The following is an 18,274-nucleotide window of genomic DNA, read 5'->3' as shown; positions in this document are numbered from 1 at the left end:
GGACAGCTCCATACTTGAATGCTTGATCAATCAAAAAAAGAGACTCAATTGAGCCTCTTTCCGTTTAAATCTATTTATTTCACAATAATTTCATCATTTTCAATCTCGACAGTGATTTCTTTTATTTCAGAGTTATCCAATAAAATATCTGTCACCTGATCTTCAATTTTCTCTTGGATCACACGGCGGAGAGGTCTTGCACCGAATGAAGGATTATAGCCTAATTGTGCCAGTTTTTCTTTCGCATTATCTGTCACAGTAATTACAATATCCTGCTCTGCTAATGTGCCAGCTAAATCTTTGAGCATAATATTAACGATTTCGATAAGATGTTCTTTTTCTAATGATTTAAATTCAATAATATTGTCAAAGCGGTTTAGAAATTCAGGTTTAAAGAAAGCACTTAAAGATTCAAGAAGATTGCTTTCGGGAGTTGAATCTGTCATATCTTTTTCAAAGCCGACAGTTATTTGTTTGTGACCGACACCAGCATTACTTGTCATAATAATAACTGTATCTTTAAAACTTACTGTTCTGCCCTGACTATCTGTTAATCTTCCATCCTCTAAAATTTGTAGAAACATATGCTGTACATCTGGATGTGCTTTTTCAATTTCATCAAGTAAAATGATGCTGTATGGATTGCGGCGTACTTTTTCTGTTAATTGTCCTGCTTCATCATGGCCGACATATCCTGGAGGAGAACCGATAATTTTTGCAACAGAATGTTTCTCCATATATTCACTCATATCTAAGCGGATCATTGCATCTTTTGAACCGAATAATTCATTTGCCAATGTTTTTGTTAATTCTGTTTTACCGACACCAGTCGGTCCAACGAAGAGGAAAGAACCAATCGGACGATTTTTTGCTTTAAGCCCCGCACGGCTTCTACGAATCGCTTTTGCTACCTTTTCGACAGCTTCGTCTTGGCCAATTACTTTTTTCGCTAAGTTTTCTTTCAAGTATTTCATTTGCTGCTGTTCATTTTCTTGTAATTTACCGACAGGGATACCTGTTTGTTTTTCGATGATAGCTTGAATATCTTCTACATTTACTACTGTTTTTACAGAAGCGGTATTGTGTTCAAGTTCTTTTTCCAAGGCTGTTTCCTCATCACGAAGTTTTGCTGCGAGTTCATAATTTTCCTCTTTTGTTGCTTGTTCTTTTTCGATTGCAATTTGATTTAGTCGTTTTTTCATTTGTTCTTCACTTCCATTTGTCTGGCCGAGATTGTTTTTCGAACCAGCTTCATCTAAAAGATCGATTGCTTTATCCGGAAGGAAACGGTCTTGAATATAGCGATGTGATAATGTTACACATGCTTTAATCGCTTCATCTGTAAAGGAAACATTATGGTATTCCTCATATTTCGCTTGGATACCTTTTAAAATATTAATTGCTTCATCTATTGTCGGTTCATCAACGATAACAGGCTGGAAGCGGCGTTCAAGTGCCGCGTCTTTTTCAATTTTGCGATACTCTTTAAGTGTTGTTGCGCCAACAACTTGGAGTTCTCCACGTGCAAGTGCAGGTTTTAAAATATTTCCCGCATCCATTGATCCTTCAGCAGAACCAGCACCTACAAGCTGATGGATCTCATCGATGAAAAGGATAATGTTTTTACGATGCTGAAGCTCTGAAATTACTTGTTTCATTCTTTCCTCGAATTGTCCGCGAATACCTGTGTTTGCAACGAGTGCAGCAACATCAAGTAAATATACTTCTTTATTTTGCAGTTTTTTCGGTACTTTACCTTCAACAATACTTAATGCTAATCCTTCAACAATTGCTGTTTTACCAACCCCAGGTTCACCGATCAAAACAGGGTTATTTTTATTTCTTCTATTCAAAATTTCAATGACGCGATTTACTTCTTCCACACGGCCGATAACAGGGTCAATTAAGCCGGCTCTTGCTGCATTTGTGACATTACGGCCAAGTTCATCGAGAATTCCGCCTCCGCCGGATTGCTGCGTTTGTTGTTCGTTTGTCTGATGTTCAAAGTTATTATGCTGGGCAAATCCTTTGAAAAATTGCTCAAATGGGAAACTTCCAAAATTTTGTGGAAAATTGCTTGGAATCTTATTTTGAACTTTTCCATAACAGCTTTGGCATAAGTGATATTGTTTATGATTGTTATTTAATTGAACATGGAAATTAATTGTAGCTTCATTTGTTTGGCATTTTTGACAAAGCATGCTTTATTCCTCCTAGATTTTTATATTATTTGACTTTGATTAACTTTGACCTTTGGTTTTAAAAATGATCGACTATTACATTTTTCATTAGTCGATTTTATTATTTTCTATACCTACTTTAGAATTTGTCGTTTCTTCATTCTAATAGTAGCAGAAAGTCGAACTTTGACCTTTCTTGACTTTTATTATACTTTGACCTTTTTTGACTTTCAAGTGTTTTTTTGAAAAAAATTCAAACTTTTTTCCTAAATGATATTTTACACACTTGTCTCATATATATTAGGGACTAGCGTTTTACGGAAAGGATGTAATTGAATGGATCGTGGATGGGGCAGTTCATTTCAAGTTGCGGCAGTATACGTTGGTACAGTAGTCGGTGCCGGATTTGCGACTGGAAGGGAAATCGTTGAATTTTTTACGAAGTACGGATTTATCGGAATTATCGGTATCGCTATTGCAGGCTGCTTTTTTATTTGGATTGGTACGAAAATGATGATTGTATCAAAAAGAATTAATGCTACATCCTATCAAGATTTGAATATATTTTTGTTTGGCAGATCAATTGGGAAAGTAGTTAATTTATTAATGCTTATCGTCTTAATTGGTGTCACATCCGTTATGTTGTCTGGGGCTGGCGCAATTTTTGAAGAACAATTGCAATTATCAAAGCAAGTGGGTGTCATTATTACTGTCTTATTAACATTATTTGTTATGGCATTCGGTGTGCAGGGCTTACTTAGTGTAAATGTGATTGTTGTCCCGATGTTAATTCTATTCAGCTTAATCGTTGCATTTCAATCAATTGGAGAACATACAGTTATTACAACGGTGACAGATGAATTTGGAGTAATCAACTGGATTGTGTCAGCATTGTCTTATGCAGGATTTAATTTAACGATGGCTGCAGCTGTATTAGTTCCGCTTGCGACAGAAATGAAAGATGAAAAAGTATTGAAAAGAGGTGGAATACTTGGCGGTATTTTACTGACTGTTATTTTAATAGGGAGTCATATTTCACTTGCAACTCTTGCCGATGTTTCTACATATGATGTGCCAATGGCAGAATTAATGAGAATTACTTTTTTCTCTTTCTTCTTTATTTATGTTCTCGTTATATATGGAGAAGTTTTTACATCTGTTATTGGGAATTTATTTGGTTTAGAAAAGCAGATTTTACAAATTGTTCATTTACCTAGAATGATTGTTATCGCTTGTATTTTAGTCATTGCTATTATCATTAGTCAGTTTGGCTACAGCTCACTGCTTTCTATCTTATATCCGCTTTTTGGGAAGGTGAGTCTAATTGTTCTTGCTTTATTAATTATAAAGAGGATTCCGAAACAGCAATTATAAAATGAAAAGGGGGAACGGCAATTTAATTTTTCTATAAAAGTTACGCAAATATAGTAAGAAATTATGTGAAGATTCTATGATATAATGAAATTATTTAAAAAATTTAAATGTACAAGGATTTTAGTCGAATCATGTAGAATACAATGATTAAACGATGTATTACTATAAAGCCGGCTTAAATTTGCTTAAAAGGCTGATAATCTCTTTAAACTGGTCTTTTTGCCAGTTTTTAGTCATATTTATTAGAAAATCAGCTAATTATTCTGTTTGACTAAGTTATTCTTCTCATATTATGATGTTAAAAATATAAAGTGGGGTGAGAAAATGGGGCAGTGCTAAAGATGAAAATAATAGCTTCCATTGTAATAAACTCCAGGCGGAAAATAAATAATTATATATCAGTTTTCGAATGTTTTAACGAAAAATATTTGAGGATTTAATTACTCAGGAGGTGACTCCTTTTTTCGCTTACAGCGGGATAAGGAAACTTATTTGGACATAGTGAATTTATTGCTTGTTGCAATTTTAATCGCTCTCACAGCTTTTTTCGTGGCTTCAGAGTTTGCGATTGTTAAGGTTAGGGGTACAAGGATTGACCAATTAATTGCAGAAGGAAATAAACAAGCAATCACAGCAAAAAAAGTAATCGATAACTTAGATGGATATTTATCAGCATGTCAGTTAGGGATTACAGTTACAGCACTTGGACTAGGCTGGTTAGGACAGCCGACAATTGTCAGACTTTTAAGCCCGTTATTTGAGCGATATGAAATACCAAGCTCATTTTCACAGCTTATTTCATTTGCTATTGCATTTTCTCTTATGACATTTTTACATGTTGTTGTCGGAGAGCTTGCACCGAAAACATTAGCGATTCAAAAGTCAGAAAAATTAACATTATGGCTTGCAAAACCATTGATCCTGTTTTATATATTAATGTACCCATTTATTTGGGCTTTAAACGGGTCAGCTCGTTTTATTACTGGGTTGTTTGGATTAAAGCCGGTTTCTGAGCATGATGCTGCTCATAGTGAAGAAGAATTAAGAATTATTCTTTCTGAAAGCTATGAAAGAGGGGAAATTAATCAATCAGAATTCAAATATGTTAATAAAATTTTTGAATTTGATAACCGCATTGCGAAAGAAATTATGGTTCCAAGAACAGAGATTATTACTCTTTCCATTGATGAGCCAATTAAAGAGCAATTAAATATTGTTAAAAATGAAAAATATACAAGATATCCAGTTGTTGATGGTGATAAAGACCATATTATTGGTTTAGTGAATGTAAAAGAAGTGTTCACGGAACTTGTTCATAATAAAGATTCATCCTATTCGATTGAGACGTATATTCGTCCGATCATTCAAGTATATGATTCCATTCCAATCCATGAATTACTTCTGAAAATGCAAACAGAACGAATACACATGGCTATTCTTATTGATGAATATGGTGGAACAGCCGGACTCGTAACAGTTGAAGATATTTTGGAAGAGATTGTTGGTGAAATCCGTGATGAATTTGATACAGATGAAGTACCGCTTATTCAAAAGATCACCGAAGATCAATATATTATTGATGGAAAGGTGCTTGTAAGTGAGATAAATGATTTATTCAATTTAAATATTGATGACACAGACGTTGATACGATAGGCGGCTGGGTTATGACAGAAAGATATGATGTTCAAAAAGATGAAATAATTGAACTTGATGATTTTATTATTCGGGTAAGTGATATGGAGAACCATCATATTCGTTATTTAGAAATTACGAAAAAGCAAATGGATGAACAGCCCGAGCCGATTATAAATGAAGAGATTGCGGCATCATCAAAAATGGCATAAAAATAAGCCTTCATGCACATCTTATTGTGTAAAGGGGGCTTATGAAATGACTCAATCTCAAAGACAGCAGGAACGTCAATGGAAGACGAGAAAACAAACGCAAAAGCCGCATGGAAAAGTAAAATCATTTGAAGAACTTGCAGAAGATGCAGGGAAAAATCGGTCATAGATGACCGATTTTTTTGTTTCGTATAATTAGGAGGCGGTTGTCATTACTGTTAATATAGGCGATATAGTTTTGCAATTATTTTATTTCGGATTTCTTTTATTTGTTATCGTATTAATCATTTCAGTTTTTTTACGCTCTAACAAGAAAAGAAAAAGCCAGCTTGACCGAATGGAAGATAAGCTCGATGAGTTGCTGGAACAGTTGAAAAAATATGATCATTAGACTTTGAAATATAATTCAATTTTCAATTTATTAGTTCTTAAGGAAAAATAAATTGAAAGCTTTTTTTTCTCATGATATATTAAAATAGAACTAAATAAAATCCAAGTTTTTAAACTTGGGAGAGGTCCCAGCACAACCCTCTATAAAAAACTAAGGATATAACTATATGCTTGTTTCATATAGTTTTTAGCTTTTTTATAATGTAAATGCTAGACATCTCAGTTTGAAAGAGATGTCTTTTTTTATGGGCTTCTCTATGTAAAAGTATAAAGGAGAAGTAATAATGAAAAATGAAAAAGCGATTGTCGTTTTTAGCGGTGGCCAAGATAGTACGACATGTTTATTTTGGGCATTAAAAGAGTTTAAAGAAGTGGAAGCTGTTACGTTTCAATATGGTCAGAGGCATGATCTGGAAATTGAAGTAGCAAAATCGATAGCAAAAGAACTGAATGTGAAACATCATTTATTAGATATGTCATTGTTAAATCAGCTCGCACCAAATGCATTGACGAGAGATGATATTGAAATTGAACAAAAAGATGGTGAACTGCCTAATACATTTGTTCCAGGGAGAAATTTATTATTTTTATCATTTGCGACAGTGTTAGCGAGTCAAGTTGGAGCACGACATATTATAACAGGTGTATGTGAAACTGATTTTAGTGGTTATCCAGATTGCCGTGATGTTTTTATTAAATCATGTAATGTAACAGTTAATTTAGCAATGGATAATAATTTTGTCATTCATACTCCATTAATGTGGTTAAATAAAGCAGAAACATGGGAGCTTGCAGATAAGCTCGGACAATTAGATTTTGTAATAAATAAAACATTAACATGCTATAACGGAATAATGGCGGAAGGCTGTGGGAAATGTCCTGCGTGTGAACTTCGCAATAGAGGGTTAGAGCAATACTTACAAGTGAAGGGAGAGAATATGTAATGCTCCAACAAATATATCCGCAAGTACAGCATGATTTTCAATATGAATTAAATAAAGATATGACAATAGCGGCTGCCCATTATATTCCCCATGAGGATGCTGGGCAATGTCAGTATATTCATGGTCATACGTATTTTATTAATATAACAATTGCTGGTGATGAACTCGGTGATTCAGGTTTTCTCGTTAATTTCAGAAGAGTGAAGGAGCTTGTTCATAATCGATTCGACCATTCTGTTTTGAATAATGATAAAGCTTTATTTAATGATGAAGACGGTAATTTTTTCCCTTCGACAGAGGTCATTGCCCGTACTGTTTATGAGATTATTCAAGCAGAATTGGACAGTCTTGCCCATAAACCGCAATGTGTACAAGTATTTGTAAGAGAAACACCGACGAGCTATGTGGTATATAGACCGAAGAAGAAGGCGTAAATGATGAAAAAGATTCCGGTATTAGAAATATTCGGGCCGACTGTACAGGGAGAAGGGGCTGTGATTGGACAGAAAACAATGTTTGTCCGTACAGCAGGCTGTGATTATTCATGTGCCTGGTGTGACTCTGCCTTCACTTGGGATGGCTCTGCTAAAAATGATATAAAACAAATGACAGCAGAAGAAATATGGAATGAACTAATAGGACTTGGAGAGAATCGTTTTTCACATGTGACGATTTCCGGAGGCAACCCTGTTTTATTGGCAAATTTGGCCGAGTTTATTCAGCTGTTAAAAGATAAAAATATAAAAATTGCGATTGAAACACAAGGAAGCAAGTACCAGGAATGGCTTCATCATATTGATGATCTGACAATTTCTCCAAAGCCGCCAAGTTCAAAAATGAATACAGATTTTGATAAGCTCGATGAGATCATTCATTCTTTAGTAGAAGGCGGCAGACTTCATACGTTAAGCTTAAAGGTCGTCGTTTTTGATGAAATTGATCTTGAATATGCAAAAAAAGTTCATAACCGTTATTCCAACATTCCTTTTTATGTACAAGTTGGAAATGATGATATTTATGAACAAAATGATGAAAAATTAATCGCAAAACTATTAAGAAAATATGAGTGGCTCATTGATCAGGTCGTAGTCAGTGACGAACTAAACAATGTCCGTGTGCTTCCTCAGCTTCACACATTAGTATGGGGAAATAAACGCGGTGTCTAAAAGGAATGAGGGATAGGAAATGGCAGGAAGAAAAGAAGAAGAATTAAAAGATATCACATTGCTCGGAAACCAAGGAACAAAATATATTTTTGAATATTCACCAGATATTTTAGAGTCTTTTGATAATAAACATCCGAATCGGGATTACTTTGTAAAATTTAACTGTCCGGAATTTACTAGCTTGTGTCCAATGACAGGCCAGCCAGATTTCGCAACCATTTATATCAGCTATATCCCTGATAAAAAAATGGTAGAAAGTAAAGCATTAAAGCTCTATTTATTCAGTTTCCGTAATCACGGAGATTTCCACGAAGACTGCATGAACATCATCATGAATGACCTAATCAAATTAATGGACCCTCGCTACATTGAAGTATGGGGCAAGTTCACACCAAGAGGCGGAATTTCGATTGATCCGTACTGCAACTACGGGAAGCCTGGAACGAAGTATGAGGAAATGGCGAATTATCGTTTAATGAATCATGATTTGTATCCTGAGACGGTTGATAATCGATAGGAATTGAAAAAAGCAAAACGGAATTAGTATTTATTCTAATTCCGTTTTGCTTTTCTCACCCTTGTAAGTCAAAAGTGCTCTCTTTAATAATTTTATAATTTTTATGATTAACGACGGTGCGTCTTTCAAGGTCTAGGGAACTGAAGTTTTCCATGTACGTTAAGTCAACAATGACGGAATTTTCATTCACCTTTTCGACGATACCTGTTAATCCATCTCTAAATTCGATGATGTTTCCTACATTAGCAATTTTCAATATATATCTCCCCCTTCTACTCGAGTTTTCGCTTCTTTATTTATTGCGATAGGAAGGATGTAAATCATGCTGAATAGAGTTTTTTGTTATTATATATGTATAACAAAAACTCTATTAGGACTATTTAACACTATTTCATTCGTTTAGTAAAGTATTTTCCTAGTGATTGGAAAAAATAGTTTTATCATTTCACGACAGAAGACTCTTACTTAAAGGAATGTGCAATGGGTAAGTGGGAGATGAATGTCGGTTGACGGTAGCTAAAATTTTCCTCTACATAGTATAATGGAAACATTTGTTTCTATTGGGGGGGAGTAGTGAAAACATGATTGTTAACAGAGCTTATAAATTTCATATCTATCCAAATAAAGAATAAACTGCGCTTATTAATAAAATGATAGGCTGTTCACGTTTCGTGTTTAACTTTTTCCTTGGAAAACAAAAAGAAAAAGATGCTTACTGGTATATCTGTGAAGAAATGAAACAAAGTGGTTAACGATTGGAATGGTGAGTTCTTAAACAAATATGAAACAGTCAAAGCAATCCCTCATCTAAAAAAGTAGATAGTATTGCCTTGCAGAAATCTCCCACTTCAAACAACCTGTAAGGATGTTGAGTGGCGAGTAGTTCAATTATGTTCTAATATTATAGATAGAAAATAGAGAAAGGTGAGAAAACTAACAATGGATGAACAGACAATTACAGAAATACTGGACCAGTTGCGTGATGGTGAATTACTTACACATGAAGTATCTAAGGAAGATTTTTTAGAATTTCGTAAAGTGTTAATAAAGAGGGATGATTTTAAGCATTTTAGAGGGATTGCACAGCAGGGTGGTTCCGTTATCTATGAGTATCTGCAAGAAGCGAGAAGCTGACTTTTGAAGCTTCCCGCTTTTCTTTTTTTATATAAAAACATACTGGAAACCAATCCATATATTGAGGGGTGTTATTAGTCTATGAAGCTGTTAGGCTTATATATGTACTAAGAAACAGCTGAATTATTAGGAGGTTATTATGAGGAAAAAGATGTTAAAACTTGTTGCTGTTTCAACATTAGCTCTCGGCTTATCTATGTTCCAAAGTCCGCAAACAGAAGCTAATGCTGCAACAACATATCAAGTAAAATCAGGAGACACTCTATGGTTAATTGGTAAGAAATATGGAGTTCCTGTCCAGTCATTATTAGCTCAAAATAAGAAAAATTCATCACAATTATTTGTAGGAGAGAGATTAACTATCCCGGCTACTCTTACAAATGCAGAGAAAGACTTACTTGCAAGATTAGTGAATGCAGAAGCAAAAGGCGAACCATATGCCGGGAAAGTAGCCGTTGCATCAGTTGTATTAAATCGTGTTGACAGCGATTTATTCCCGAATTCTGTTCGATCTGTCATTTATCAAAAAGTAAAAGGTCATTATGCCTTTACTCCTGTACAAAACGGGGAAATTAATAAACCTGCTAGTGTGGAAGCGAAGAGAGCTGTAAATGAAGCATTAGCATTCCAAGGGATGGGGAATGGTTCACTCTATTTCTTTAATCCAAAAACATCAACGAGTAAATGGATTTTCTCACGTCCGGTGACGGTCACAATCGGAAATCACCGCTTTGCGAAATAGTAAGCTGCCTCTAAGGCGGCTTTTTTCTTTTTGTTTAATAAACGTCTATCAATTTGGCGCATAATTCCAATCTTACATACGCAATATAGAAATAGAATGAATAGATCGAGTGGTGACGTTATGTGGATCAGAAAAAGAAAGATTCGATAGAGAAGGCAATCGCTGCTTTAAAGGGTTCATCTGATCTAATCGAATATGAAGAAAAAGCAAAGTTTCAAAATTGCCGGATTATTTATATGAAAACGCTGGCTGACTCAACAGTTATACAGAATAGTGTTTTACCATCTTTAAAACAAGAACAATGGTATACAATTGCGCAATTAAAAGAAACAATTAAAGTAGAAAATATGCTGATTACAAATGATACGGATGTTATAAAAGAGAAAATATTGACCGGCTATATTATGATATCTCTTTGTGAAAGTGCATTGCCATGTTTACTCATTAATGCTAATAAAACTGCTGCTCGTGCTATTTCTCTTCCGGAAGTAGAGTTCAGCGTTGTTGGTCCTAAAGAGGCGTTTGTAGAATCAATGGAGACAAATTTGAATTTGATTCGAAAAAGAATACCTATTCCAGAGTTTCAAGTAAAGGAACTGGAAGTAGGTGATCTTTCAAAAACGAAAGTAGCAGTGCTTTATATAGAAGGGATTACAAATGAAGAAAATGTTAAGACGATTACACAAAGAATAAAAGACATTCAATTTGATCAAATAAGTGACAGTTCGTTTATTTCTCAAATGATTGCTGATAATCATTTATCTCCTTTTCCACAGTTATTAGATACAGAGCGTCCGGACAGAGTCGCATCGGTTTTATCAGAAGGAAAAGTAGCAGTCATTGTGGACGGCTCTCCTCATATATTGCTCGGTCCGACGACATTAATTGAGTTTTTTTCCGCGTTTGAAGATTACTTTTTAAATTGGATTATTTCGTCTTTCTTTAGATTGATTCGGGTATTTGCTGTTGGTTTTTCCATATTGGCAACACCTGTATATGTAGCTGTTTTAACATATCATTACGAACTGATTCCGAGGGAGCTGTTAAATACATTAGTTGCATCAAGACAGAATATTCCAATACCTCCTATTTTGGAAGCTCTTTTTCTGGAGCTTACTATTGAGTTATTAAGAGAAGCGGGGGCAAGGCTGCCGACGAAAGTTGGACAAACGATCGGTATCGTTGGCGGGATCGTTATTGGAACAGCATCCGTTGAGGCTGGAATAACGAGTAATATTCTTCTTATTATTGTCGCTTTAGCAGCACTTGCATCGTTTACGACACCTGTCTATGTTATGGGTAACACGATCAGATTATTACGTTTTCCTTTTCTCCTTTTTGCCCAGTGGATAGGACTGTTAGGTATTGTTTATTGCTTTTGTATTTTACTCACCCATTTATTAAGGCTTACTTCATTGGGAAGGCCGTTTTTAGAACCGATATTTCCACCACGTACCGCCGATATGAAAGATGCTTTTATTCGTCTGCCGTTCTCATTATTATCAAAGCGCCCACTCGAACTGCGAACGAATAATTCAGTTCGTTTTTCAAGTAGAAAAGCGAGGGAAAATAAAGATATTGATGAATAAGTGAAGGGGAATGCAGGAAATGATTCAGATTCCAGAAAAAAATAAAGTTTCCCATTTTCTAGTTTTTTATTTAATACACTGTACCCAATTCGGTGTAGCTGTTTTAGGATTTCAGCCTTATATAGTAGAAAAAGCAGGAAATGATGCTTGGATTTCCATTATTATTGCTGGTTTATATGTTCATCTTTTAATTTGGATGATATATAAAATTTTAGAAGGTGCTAATGGAAATATTGTGACTGTCCATCAGGAGTTATTCGGTAAAAAGCTAGGGAATATGCTTAATCTCCTTTTTTGTCTTTACTTTCTAGTTTTAGGTATAAGTGCACTGGCCGTATTTATCGATCTTATTAGAGTATGGATGTTTCCTGATGTGAATATATGGGCTTTTGCCTTCTTTTTTCTTGCTCTTGTTTATTATATCGTTATGAGCGGATTCCGTATTGTAACAGGTATTGCTTTCTTCGGTGTAATTTTACCGAGTTATATTTTTATTATTTTTCTTTTTCCGCTGCAGTTTTCATCATTAATGAATCTTTTTCCGATGTTTTCTCATTCCTTTATTGAACTTCTTAAAGGAGCAAAGGAGGTGGGATTATCGATGCTTGGTTTTGAAGCATTACTCGTTTTTTATCCGTTTCTTAAAAATCCAAGTCTTTCTAAGAAATGGGCGCATATAGGTGCTGCCTTTACAACTTCTACTTATTTGCTTATTATGCTTGTGTCTATGGTCTTTTTTAGTCAGGCGCAGCTTCAGGAAAATATTTGGCCGACATTAACGATGTGGAAGATTGTTGAATTTCCGTTTCTCGAGAGATTTGAATATGTCGGTATTGCGAATTGGAACCTGATTATTTTACCAATTGTATGTATAGCTGTATGGTGTTCAATCAGAATCTTAAAAGACGCCTTTCATTTTAAGCAGAAATATATGCTGATAATTATCTTGTTTTTAACTTATATTTTCAGCAATATGCTTCAAACAAGAGTTAGGCTTGATGTATTTAAAAGTAGCCTTGGAGATGTAAGTTTTTATCTTGTTTATGTATATATTCCCTTCCTCTATATAATGTCGCTAGTGATTCGCAAAATAAAGGAGAAAAGAGCATGAAATATTCCATTATCATCTGTTGTTTGATTTTTTGTGCCTTAAGTGGATGCGTTGAGCAGGAAATAATAGATGATATTAATCTTGTTACAACGGCTGGCTTTGATAAAAAGGAAGGGGAAGAGAAATATACTGGAATGGTTCTTATTCCGCAATTTTTAAAAGATCAGCCTGTTCAAGAAGAAAGATTGACAGGGGAGTCCTTGTTAAGTCGTGAAATTCTGTCTGAAATAGAAAGGGAGTCCTCCCGTCCGTTAGCGATAGGAAAGATAAAGCTTGTGCTGTTCAGCGAAGAATTAGCAAGACAGGGAGTAAAGGACTTTATGGACCCGCTCCAAAGGGATGAATCCATCGGTTCGAGAGTTCTTTTAGCTATTACAAGGGGAGATGCTGCTGACATAATGAGTGAACAGCTCGGTCTAAAAGGTACTTCTACTTATTTAACATCATTAATTTTACATAATAAAGAACAAAGGGATGTACCGATGGCTAATTTACATTTATTTTTAAATAACTATAAATCTGCCTGGTCCGACTCATACTTGCCATTTCTAAAGAAGAAGGATGATGGCGTCATAATTGATGGACTGGCATTATTTAACGGTGATAAATTGGTCGGAGAAATTCCGAATGAAAAACTTTTTTCGATGAAAATATTAACAGATAGTCATACAAGTGGCAACTATATGCTGCGTATTCCTGAAACAGATGAATTAGTTTCTATATACAATATTCATTCTTCAAGGAAAATAAGGGCAAAGCAGTTAAATCCACTTAAAGCATCTGTAGATATTAAAATGAAAGGCGCCATTCAGCAATATACTGGCAGGGATTTAACGAAGGAAGACATTTATAAAATTGAGAAAGCTTTAGAGAAGGATATTAAAAAAGAAGTGATAGCTCTTTTTGAAAAATTCCAGGAGCTTAACATTGACCCGGTACGTCTTGGCAGAGAAATAAAAGCATATTCGAGAGAATTTGATCTTAGCGAGTGGAGAAAACGAAAGGAAGACTATTCTGTTATCGTAAATGTGGAGGCTGTTATTTCTGAAACAGGTGTGACAGAATAAATCGTTTTAATAATTTCATAGCCCGTCTCATATGTTATTGTATCAACTAGTTTACAGGGAGACGATTTATGAATTCTTTTTATAGAGGAACGATACTGCTCATCATTGCTGCCTTCATTAGTGAAAGCCTTGAATTTTTAGTAAATATGATTTTAGCAAGAGAATTAGGGGAACATGGAATGGGACTTTATATGTCCATTTTGCCCGTTGTTTTTTTAGTTGTTATTATTGCAAGTTTTGAACTGCCGATTTCTATTTCCAAATTCGTTGCTGAGAAAAAGCCGGAGCTTCACTATAATATGTTGAAGCATACGATACGTTTAACGATTTTCTTTGTTATTTGTTTCATGCTGATTAGTGCTGTTATTTTACCGGCTCTTCCAATTTTTAAGGAATATCATCCATTAATAAAATGGCTTCTTATTCTGTTAATCCCAATTGTTGCTTTTTCTTCGATCGCAAGAGGATACTTTATGGGAGTACAGCAAATGGGGAAAATTGCGGTTTCTAATTTTCTTAGAAAATGTGCGCAGCTGATCATTTTATTTTTTGTTTATCACACATTCCAATTCGATTTAGAAATGGCGCTTCTTATTGCATTAGCGACATTGATCGGCAGTGAATTACTTGTCTGCGCCTATTTAGTTGCTGCTTTTATTATTCATTTTCAACTTATTAAGAGCAGGCCAAAAACATTTATGAATGCAAGTTCTGTACGAAAAAACCTACTCGCTGTTTCCTTACCGACAACAGGACTGCGGTTATTCCATTCGTTAACACATGCGGTGCAGCCATTTCTAGTAAAAATAGCACTTGTCACATCAGGTTTAACAGGAGTAATGGCGACAGAGCAGTATGGAATGCTTGCAGGTGTCGCAATGTCGATTGGCTTCTTTCCGGCTTTTATAGGACATTCCCTTATGATTATGCTTATTCCGAATGTATCTGAAGCGGCGGCTAAAAAAGATCGGACAAAGCTTGTTAAATTACTTCAGCAGTCTATGATTATAACGATTTGCTACGGCTTTCCAGCGATTATTATTATGTATATATTTGCGGAGCCGTTGACGCATTTATTTTTTCAATCATCAACACCAGCCTTTTATTTGAAAATGCTTTGGCCGTATTTCCTATTCCAATATTTTGTCTACCCGATGCAATCTTATTTAATTGGACTTGGTCTTGTGAAGGAAGCATTTTTTCATACGGTATGGTCACATGTTATTTCATTTGCGATGATGTACGTGCTCGGTTCTATGCCGCAATTTGGGATGGAGGGAGTAATTATCGGAATGAATATGTGTGCTGTATTATTAATGCTCATGCATTATTTCACTATTTGCAATAAGATCGGTGTTAATTTATTGCTCGGAGAAAGTAATTTAAAGAAAACGACTATTTTCTAAGTGTCTTCTTCTCTAATGACTTTATTTCATTAGAGAGGGAGATGCTTTTTATTTACCCATTATTAATCATTACAGGCAGTAAGGAGGGGAAACATCTATTGATGGAAGCGGTGATTTAGGGGAAAGCTAAGAAGAAAAAAGGAGGATATAAATGAAGAAAATAATGACAGCTTTTTTATTTTTTACAATGATTTTTTCGTCTGAGGTACAGGCTCTTACAGAAAATAGTAAAGCGATTGATTTTGAACTTCGTACAATAGATGGACAGAATGAGAAGTTATCCGATTATAAAGGAAAAACGGTCATTCTTAACTTTTGGACAAGCTGGTGTGAATACTGTTATGAAGAAATGTTGGAATTGAATGCGTTATATGATGATGCAGATAGAACAAAAGTGGAATTATTAGCTATCAATATCACCTCACAGGAAAGAAGCGAGGAAGATGTTCGTCATTTTGCTCAAGTAAATAAAATACATTTTCCGATACTATTAGATAAAAAAGGTGAGGTAATGAAGAATTATCGTATTCTTGGTATACCGACAACGATCATTATTGATGAAGAAGGAATGATTAAAAAAACAATGTTCGGACCGGTTACAAAGAAGGTAATTGAGGAAGAAATAAAGAAATAATAAATACTTAATTATAATGATTCTAATATAATATCAATTATAATTTATACTTGAAAAAATATTTATGTCTGTTATACTGAATATACACTATATAAATGAACATTTCACTCATCTTTTATTATTTTAATGTTAAATGAATTTGATTTTTATTCTCAATTAGGGAGTGATAAGATGGAAGCGGATGTAAATGTGAAATATGATGATTATAATGATTCTAAACAAGAAATTTCTTTTATCGGAAAGATAAAAGAACACCATGAACTTATTTTTGCTATTTTTAGTGGAGTACTCATCTTAATCGGTTGGCTTCTACAAAGACAAGGGGTCGAAAATATCGCCATTCCTCTTTTTATCGCAGCATTTGTTATTGGTGGATTTGCGAAAGCGAAAGAAGGAATTGAAGATACGATAGCTGAAAAGAACTTGAATGTGGAATTATTAATGATTTTTGCGGCGGTTGGTTCTGCGATTATCGGACACTGGCTGGAAGGTTCTATTTTGATTTTTATTTTTGCAGTCAGTGGTGCCCTTGAAACATATACAATGAATAAAAGTCAGCGTGAACTATCCGCGCTTATGAGTTTGCAGCCGGAGGAGGCAACATTGCTTATTGATGGGGTGGAAAAAGTTGTTCCTGTTTCCCAGCTAGGATTGAATGATCTTATTATCGTAAAACCAGGTGAACGTATTCCAGCTGATGCTGTCATTGTAACAGGGAGAACGAGTATTGATCAGTCAGCAATTACTGGTGAGTCGATGCCAGTTGAGAAAAATATCCAGGATGAAGTATTTGCCGGAACAGTTAATGGGAGCGGCTCAATTACATTAAAAGTAACGAAGAAAAGTTCGGAAACATTATTCCAGAAGATTTTGCAGCTTGTTCAAAGTGCACAATCCGAAAAATCACCTTCACAGCAATTCATTGAAAGGTTTGAAGGAACATATGTGAAAGTTGTTTTAATCACAGTTGCGCTAATGATGTTTTTACCACATTATATTATCGGCTGGAGCTGGAGTGAAACAATTTACCGTGCACTCGTTCTAATGGTTGTTGCATCACCTTGTGCATTAGTTGCATCCATTATGCCTGCTACATTATCAGCAATTTCTAATGGAGCAAGAAACGGTCTTTTATTTAAAGGCGGTGTCCATCTGGAACAATTAAGTAAAATAAAAGTTGTTGCTCTTGATAAAACCGGAACATTAACAAGGGGTGCTCCAGCTGTGACAGATGTTGTCATCGCAGATGGAGTTAACGAAGAGGAATTTTATCAAGCTGTTTATACGATCGAAAGCCAATCAAATCATCCGCTTGCAAAAGCAATTGTAAAGCATATCTTACAAGAAAATGAGAGATTAGAGCGAATTGCAGTTTCTGTACATGAACAATCAGGTTTCGGTGTCGGTGCAATTATTAACAATACAGAATGGAAAATTGGAAAAGCGGATTTTGTGAATAAAGATTTAACAAATTCTTTCCACAGTAATATTGGTCAAACGCTTTCTAAGCAAGGGAAAACGGTAGTTTATATAAAACAAGGAAATGAAATTGCAGGACTAATTGCATTAAAAGATGTTATTCGTGATGAAACAATAATAGCAATTGAAAGCCTGCGGAATGAAGGCATTAAAACAATTATGTTAACAGGAGACAGCAGAGGAACAGCAGAAGCAATAGCGGCAGAATCGAAAGTTGACGGCTTTGTTGCTGAATGTTTACCTGAAGATAAAGTAAATGAGATTAAAAAGCTTGAGAAAGAATCAGGTTCTGTCGCAATGGTCGGTGATGGCATTAATGATGCACCAGCATTAGCCACAGCAAGCGTCGGTGTTGCAATGGGAGAAGGGACAGATGTTGCACTGGAAACAGCAGATGTCGTTCTTATGCAAAATGATTTAACGAAGCTGACAAAGGCTGTCCAGTTGTCGAAAAAAATGAATCGAATCGTGAAACAAAATATTGTCTTTTCAATGATTGTTATTGCATTGTTAATCTGCTCAAACTTCTTACAAATATTAGACCTTCCGCTAGGTGTTATTGGGCATGAAGGAAGTACGATTCTTGTTATATTAAATGGTCTTAGACTATTAAAATCATAAGCTGAAAAAACGATGCTAACAAGTGGCATCGTTTTTTTATTTAATCCATTTATCCCAGCCTTAACGGGCAGTAAG

General features: G+C 35.0%; 19 protein-coding genes and 1 riboswitch. Of the genes, 17 read left to right on the top strand and 2 right to left on the bottom strand.

Annotation, left to right across the window (positions count from 1 at the left end; all coding sequences use genetic code 11):
* Positions 1-74: 74 nt before the first annotated feature.
* Positions 75-2,201 carry an ATP-dependent Clp protease ATP-binding subunit gene (locus BFA01S_RS03275; RefSeq protein ID WP_066225704.1) on the bottom strand — a complete coding sequence of 709 codons (2,127 nt, stop codon included), beginning with the start codon at positions 2,199-2,201 and terminating at the stop codon, positions 75-77.
* Positions 2,202-2,516: 315 nt separating this feature from the next.
* Here BFA01S_RS03275 and BFA01S_RS03270 point away from each other — a divergent pair, with 315 nt between their 5' ends.
* The 8 genes from BFA01S_RS03270 (at position 2,517) to queF (ending at position 8,416) form a co-directional block, all read left to right on the top strand.
* Positions 2,517-3,554, top strand: a complete 1,038-nt coding sequence (locus BFA01S_RS03270; RefSeq protein WP_066225702.1) for a YkvI family membrane protein — start codon at positions 2,517-2,519, stop codon at positions 3,552-3,554.
* A gap of 492 nt (positions 3,555-4,046) precedes the next feature.
* Positions 4,047-5,399, top strand: a complete 1,353-nt coding sequence (locus BFA01S_RS03265) for a hemolysin family protein (RefSeq protein ID WP_066225700.1) — start codon at positions 4,047-4,049, stop codon at positions 5,397-5,399.
* A 46-nt stretch (positions 5,400-5,445) separates the two neighbouring features.
* On the top strand, positions 5,446-5,568 hold the full coding sequence (locus BFA01S_RS23140) for a DUF6254 family protein (RefSeq protein ID WP_235842955.1): 123 nt from the start codon (positions 5,446-5,448) through the stop codon (positions 5,566-5,568).
* Between the two features lie 69 nt (positions 5,569-5,637).
* Positions 5,638-5,790, top strand: a complete 153-nt coding sequence (locus tag BFA01S_RS21700) for a DUF4083 domain-containing protein (RefSeq protein WP_235842954.1) — start codon at positions 5,638-5,640, stop codon at positions 5,788-5,790.
* 115 nt (positions 5,791-5,905) lie between these two features.
* Positions 5,906-5,950, top strand: a riboswitch (PreQ1 riboswitch).
* Positions 5,951-6,073: 123 nt separating this feature from the next.
* Entirely contained in the window at positions 6,074-6,733 is a 660-nt protein-coding gene (queC, locus tag BFA01S_RS03260) for a 7-cyano-7-deazaguanine synthase QueC (RefSeq protein WP_066225698.1), read from the top strand.
* Positions 6,733-7,167, top strand: a complete 435-nt coding sequence (locus BFA01S_RS03255) for a 6-carboxytetrahydropterin synthase (RefSeq protein ID WP_066225697.1) — start codon at positions 6,733-6,735, stop codon at positions 7,165-7,167. The genes queC and BFA01S_RS03255 overlap by 1 nt, the downstream gene beginning before the upstream one ends.
* Positions 7,168-7,899 carry a 7-carboxy-7-deazaguanine synthase QueE gene (queE, locus tag BFA01S_RS03250; RefSeq protein WP_066225695.1) on the top strand — a complete coding sequence of 244 codons (732 nt, stop codon included), beginning with the start codon at positions 7,168-7,170 and terminating at the stop codon, positions 7,897-7,899.
* Positions 7,900-7,918: 19 nt separating this feature from the next.
* Positions 7,919-8,416 (top strand): preQ(1) synthase, encoded by a 498-nt coding sequence (queF, locus tag BFA01S_RS03245; protein WP_066225693.1) that lies wholly within the window; start codon positions 7,919-7,921, stop codon positions 8,414-8,416.
* A gap of 55 nt (positions 8,417-8,471) precedes the next feature.
* Here the strand turns inward: queF and BFA01S_RS03240 are convergent, their stop codons facing one another.
* Positions 8,472-8,672, bottom strand: a complete 201-nt coding sequence (locus BFA01S_RS03240; protein ID WP_066225691.1) for a YkvS family protein — start codon at positions 8,670-8,672, stop codon at positions 8,472-8,474.
* A gap of 394 nt (positions 8,673-9,066) precedes the next feature.
* Here BFA01S_RS03240 and BFA01S_RS23615 point away from each other — a divergent pair, with 394 nt between their 5' ends.
* From BFA01S_RS23615 to BFA01S_RS03200, 9 genes are all read left to right on the top strand, one after another.
* Entirely contained in the window at positions 9,067-9,168 is a 102-nt protein-coding gene (locus BFA01S_RS23615; RefSeq protein ID WP_235842953.1) for a helix-turn-helix domain-containing protein, read from the top strand.
* Between the two features lie 187 nt (positions 9,169-9,355).
* Complete coding sequence (locus tag BFA01S_RS03235) at positions 9,356-9,550, top strand: hypothetical protein (protein ID WP_066225689.1); 195 nt, start codon at positions 9,356-9,358, stop codon at positions 9,548-9,550.
* 196 nt (positions 9,551-9,746) lie between these two features.
* A complete protein-coding gene (locus BFA01S_RS03230) occupies positions 9,747-10,292 on the top strand; it encodes a cell wall hydrolase (RefSeq protein ID WP_235842957.1) in 546 nt (181 codons plus the stop codon).
* Positions 10,293-10,414: 122 nt separating this feature from the next.
* Positions 10,415-11,881: a spore germination protein gene (locus BFA01S_RS03225; protein ID WP_066225687.1), complete on the top strand. Its 1,467-nt coding sequence runs from the start codon at positions 10,415-10,417 to the stop codon at positions 11,879-11,881.
* 19 nt (positions 11,882-11,900) lie between these two features.
* A complete protein-coding gene (locus BFA01S_RS03220) occupies positions 11,901-12,992 on the top strand; it encodes a GerAB/ArcD/ProY family transporter (RefSeq protein WP_169800425.1) in 1,092 nt (363 codons plus the stop codon).
* Positions 12,989-14,059, top strand: coding sequence for a Ger(x)C family spore germination protein (locus BFA01S_RS03215; protein ID WP_066225683.1), 1,071 nt, complete (start codon positions 12,989-12,991; stop codon positions 14,057-14,059). Before BFA01S_RS03220 ends, BFA01S_RS03215 begins: the two co-directional genes overlap by 4 nt.
* A 68-nt stretch (positions 14,060-14,127) precedes the next feature.
* Entirely contained in the window at positions 14,128-15,465 is a 1,338-nt protein-coding gene (locus BFA01S_RS03210; RefSeq protein WP_066225682.1) for a polysaccharide biosynthesis protein, read from the top strand.
* 151 nt (positions 15,466-15,616) lie between these two features.
* Positions 15,617-16,099 (top strand): TlpA disulfide reductase family protein, encoded by a 483-nt coding sequence (locus BFA01S_RS03205; protein ID WP_066225680.1) that lies wholly within the window; start codon positions 15,617-15,619, stop codon positions 16,097-16,099.
* A 171-nt stretch (positions 16,100-16,270) separates the two neighbouring features.
* Positions 16,271-18,199, top strand: coding sequence for a heavy metal translocating P-type ATPase (locus tag BFA01S_RS03200; RefSeq protein ID WP_066225678.1), 1,929 nt, complete (start codon positions 16,271-16,273; stop codon positions 18,197-18,199).
* Positions 18,200-18,274: the final 75 nt, after the last annotated feature.

Source organism: Metabacillus fastidiosus NBRC 101226, assembly GCF_001591625.1.
Classification (GTDB): domain Bacteria; phylum Bacillota; class Bacilli; order Bacillales; family Bacillaceae; genus Metabacillus; species Metabacillus fastidiosus.
The sequence above is the reverse complement of the archived record's forward strand: the minus strand, read 5'-3'. Positions and strand labels throughout refer to the sequence as shown.

Bases quoted from the DNA above. Each gene is read 5' to 3' on its own strand.
- BFA01S_RS03200 (WP_066225678.1), top strand. From the start codon at position 16,271: ATGGAAGCGGATGTAAATGTGAAATATGATGATTATAATGATTCTAAA.
- BFA01S_RS23615 (WP_235842953.1), top strand. From the start codon at position 9,067: ATGATAGGCTGTTCACGTTTCGTGTTTAACTTTTTCCTTGGAAAACAA.
- BFA01S_RS03205 (WP_066225680.1), top strand. From the start codon at position 15,617: ATGAAGAAAATAATGACAGCTTTTTTATTTTTTACAATGATTTTTTCG.
- BFA01S_RS03270 (WP_066225702.1), top strand. From the start codon at position 2,517: ATGGATCGTGGATGGGGCAGTTCATTTCAAGTTGCGGCAGTATACGTT.
- BFA01S_RS03235 (WP_066225689.1), top strand. From the start codon at position 9,356: ATGGATGAACAGACAATTACAGAAATACTGGACCAGTTGCGTGATGGT.
- BFA01S_RS03255 (WP_066225697.1), top strand. From the start codon at position 6,733: ATGCTCCAACAAATATATCCGCAAGTACAGCATGATTTTCAATATGAA.
- queC (WP_066225698.1), top strand. From the start codon at position 6,074: ATGAAAAATGAAAAAGCGATTGTCGTTTTTAGCGGTGGCCAAGATAGT.
- BFA01S_RS03230 (WP_235842957.1), top strand. From the start codon at position 9,747: ATGTTCCAAAGTCCGCAAACAGAAGCTAATGCTGCAACAACATATCAA.
- queF (WP_066225693.1), top strand. From the start codon at position 7,919: ATGGCAGGAAGAAAAGAAGAAGAATTAAAAGATATCACATTGCTCGGA.
- BFA01S_RS03220 (WP_169800425.1), top strand. From the start codon at position 11,901: ATGATTCAGATTCCAGAAAAAAATAAAGTTTCCCATTTTCTAGTTTTT.
- BFA01S_RS03215 (WP_066225683.1), top strand. From the start codon at position 12,989: ATGAAATATTCCATTATCATCTGTTGTTTGATTTTTTGTGCCTTAAGT.
- BFA01S_RS23140 (WP_235842955.1), top strand. From the start codon at position 5,446: ATGACTCAATCTCAAAGACAGCAGGAACGTCAATGGAAGACGAGAAAA.
- BFA01S_RS03210 (WP_066225682.1), top strand. From the start codon at position 14,128: ATGAATTCTTTTTATAGAGGAACGATACTGCTCATCATTGCTGCCTTC.
- queE (WP_066225695.1), top strand. From the start codon at position 7,168: ATGATGAAAAAGATTCCGGTATTAGAAATATTCGGGCCGACTGTACAG.
- BFA01S_RS03275 (WP_066225704.1), bottom strand. From the start codon at position 2,201: ATGCTTTGTCAAAAATGCCAAACAAATGAAGCTACAATTAATTTCCAT.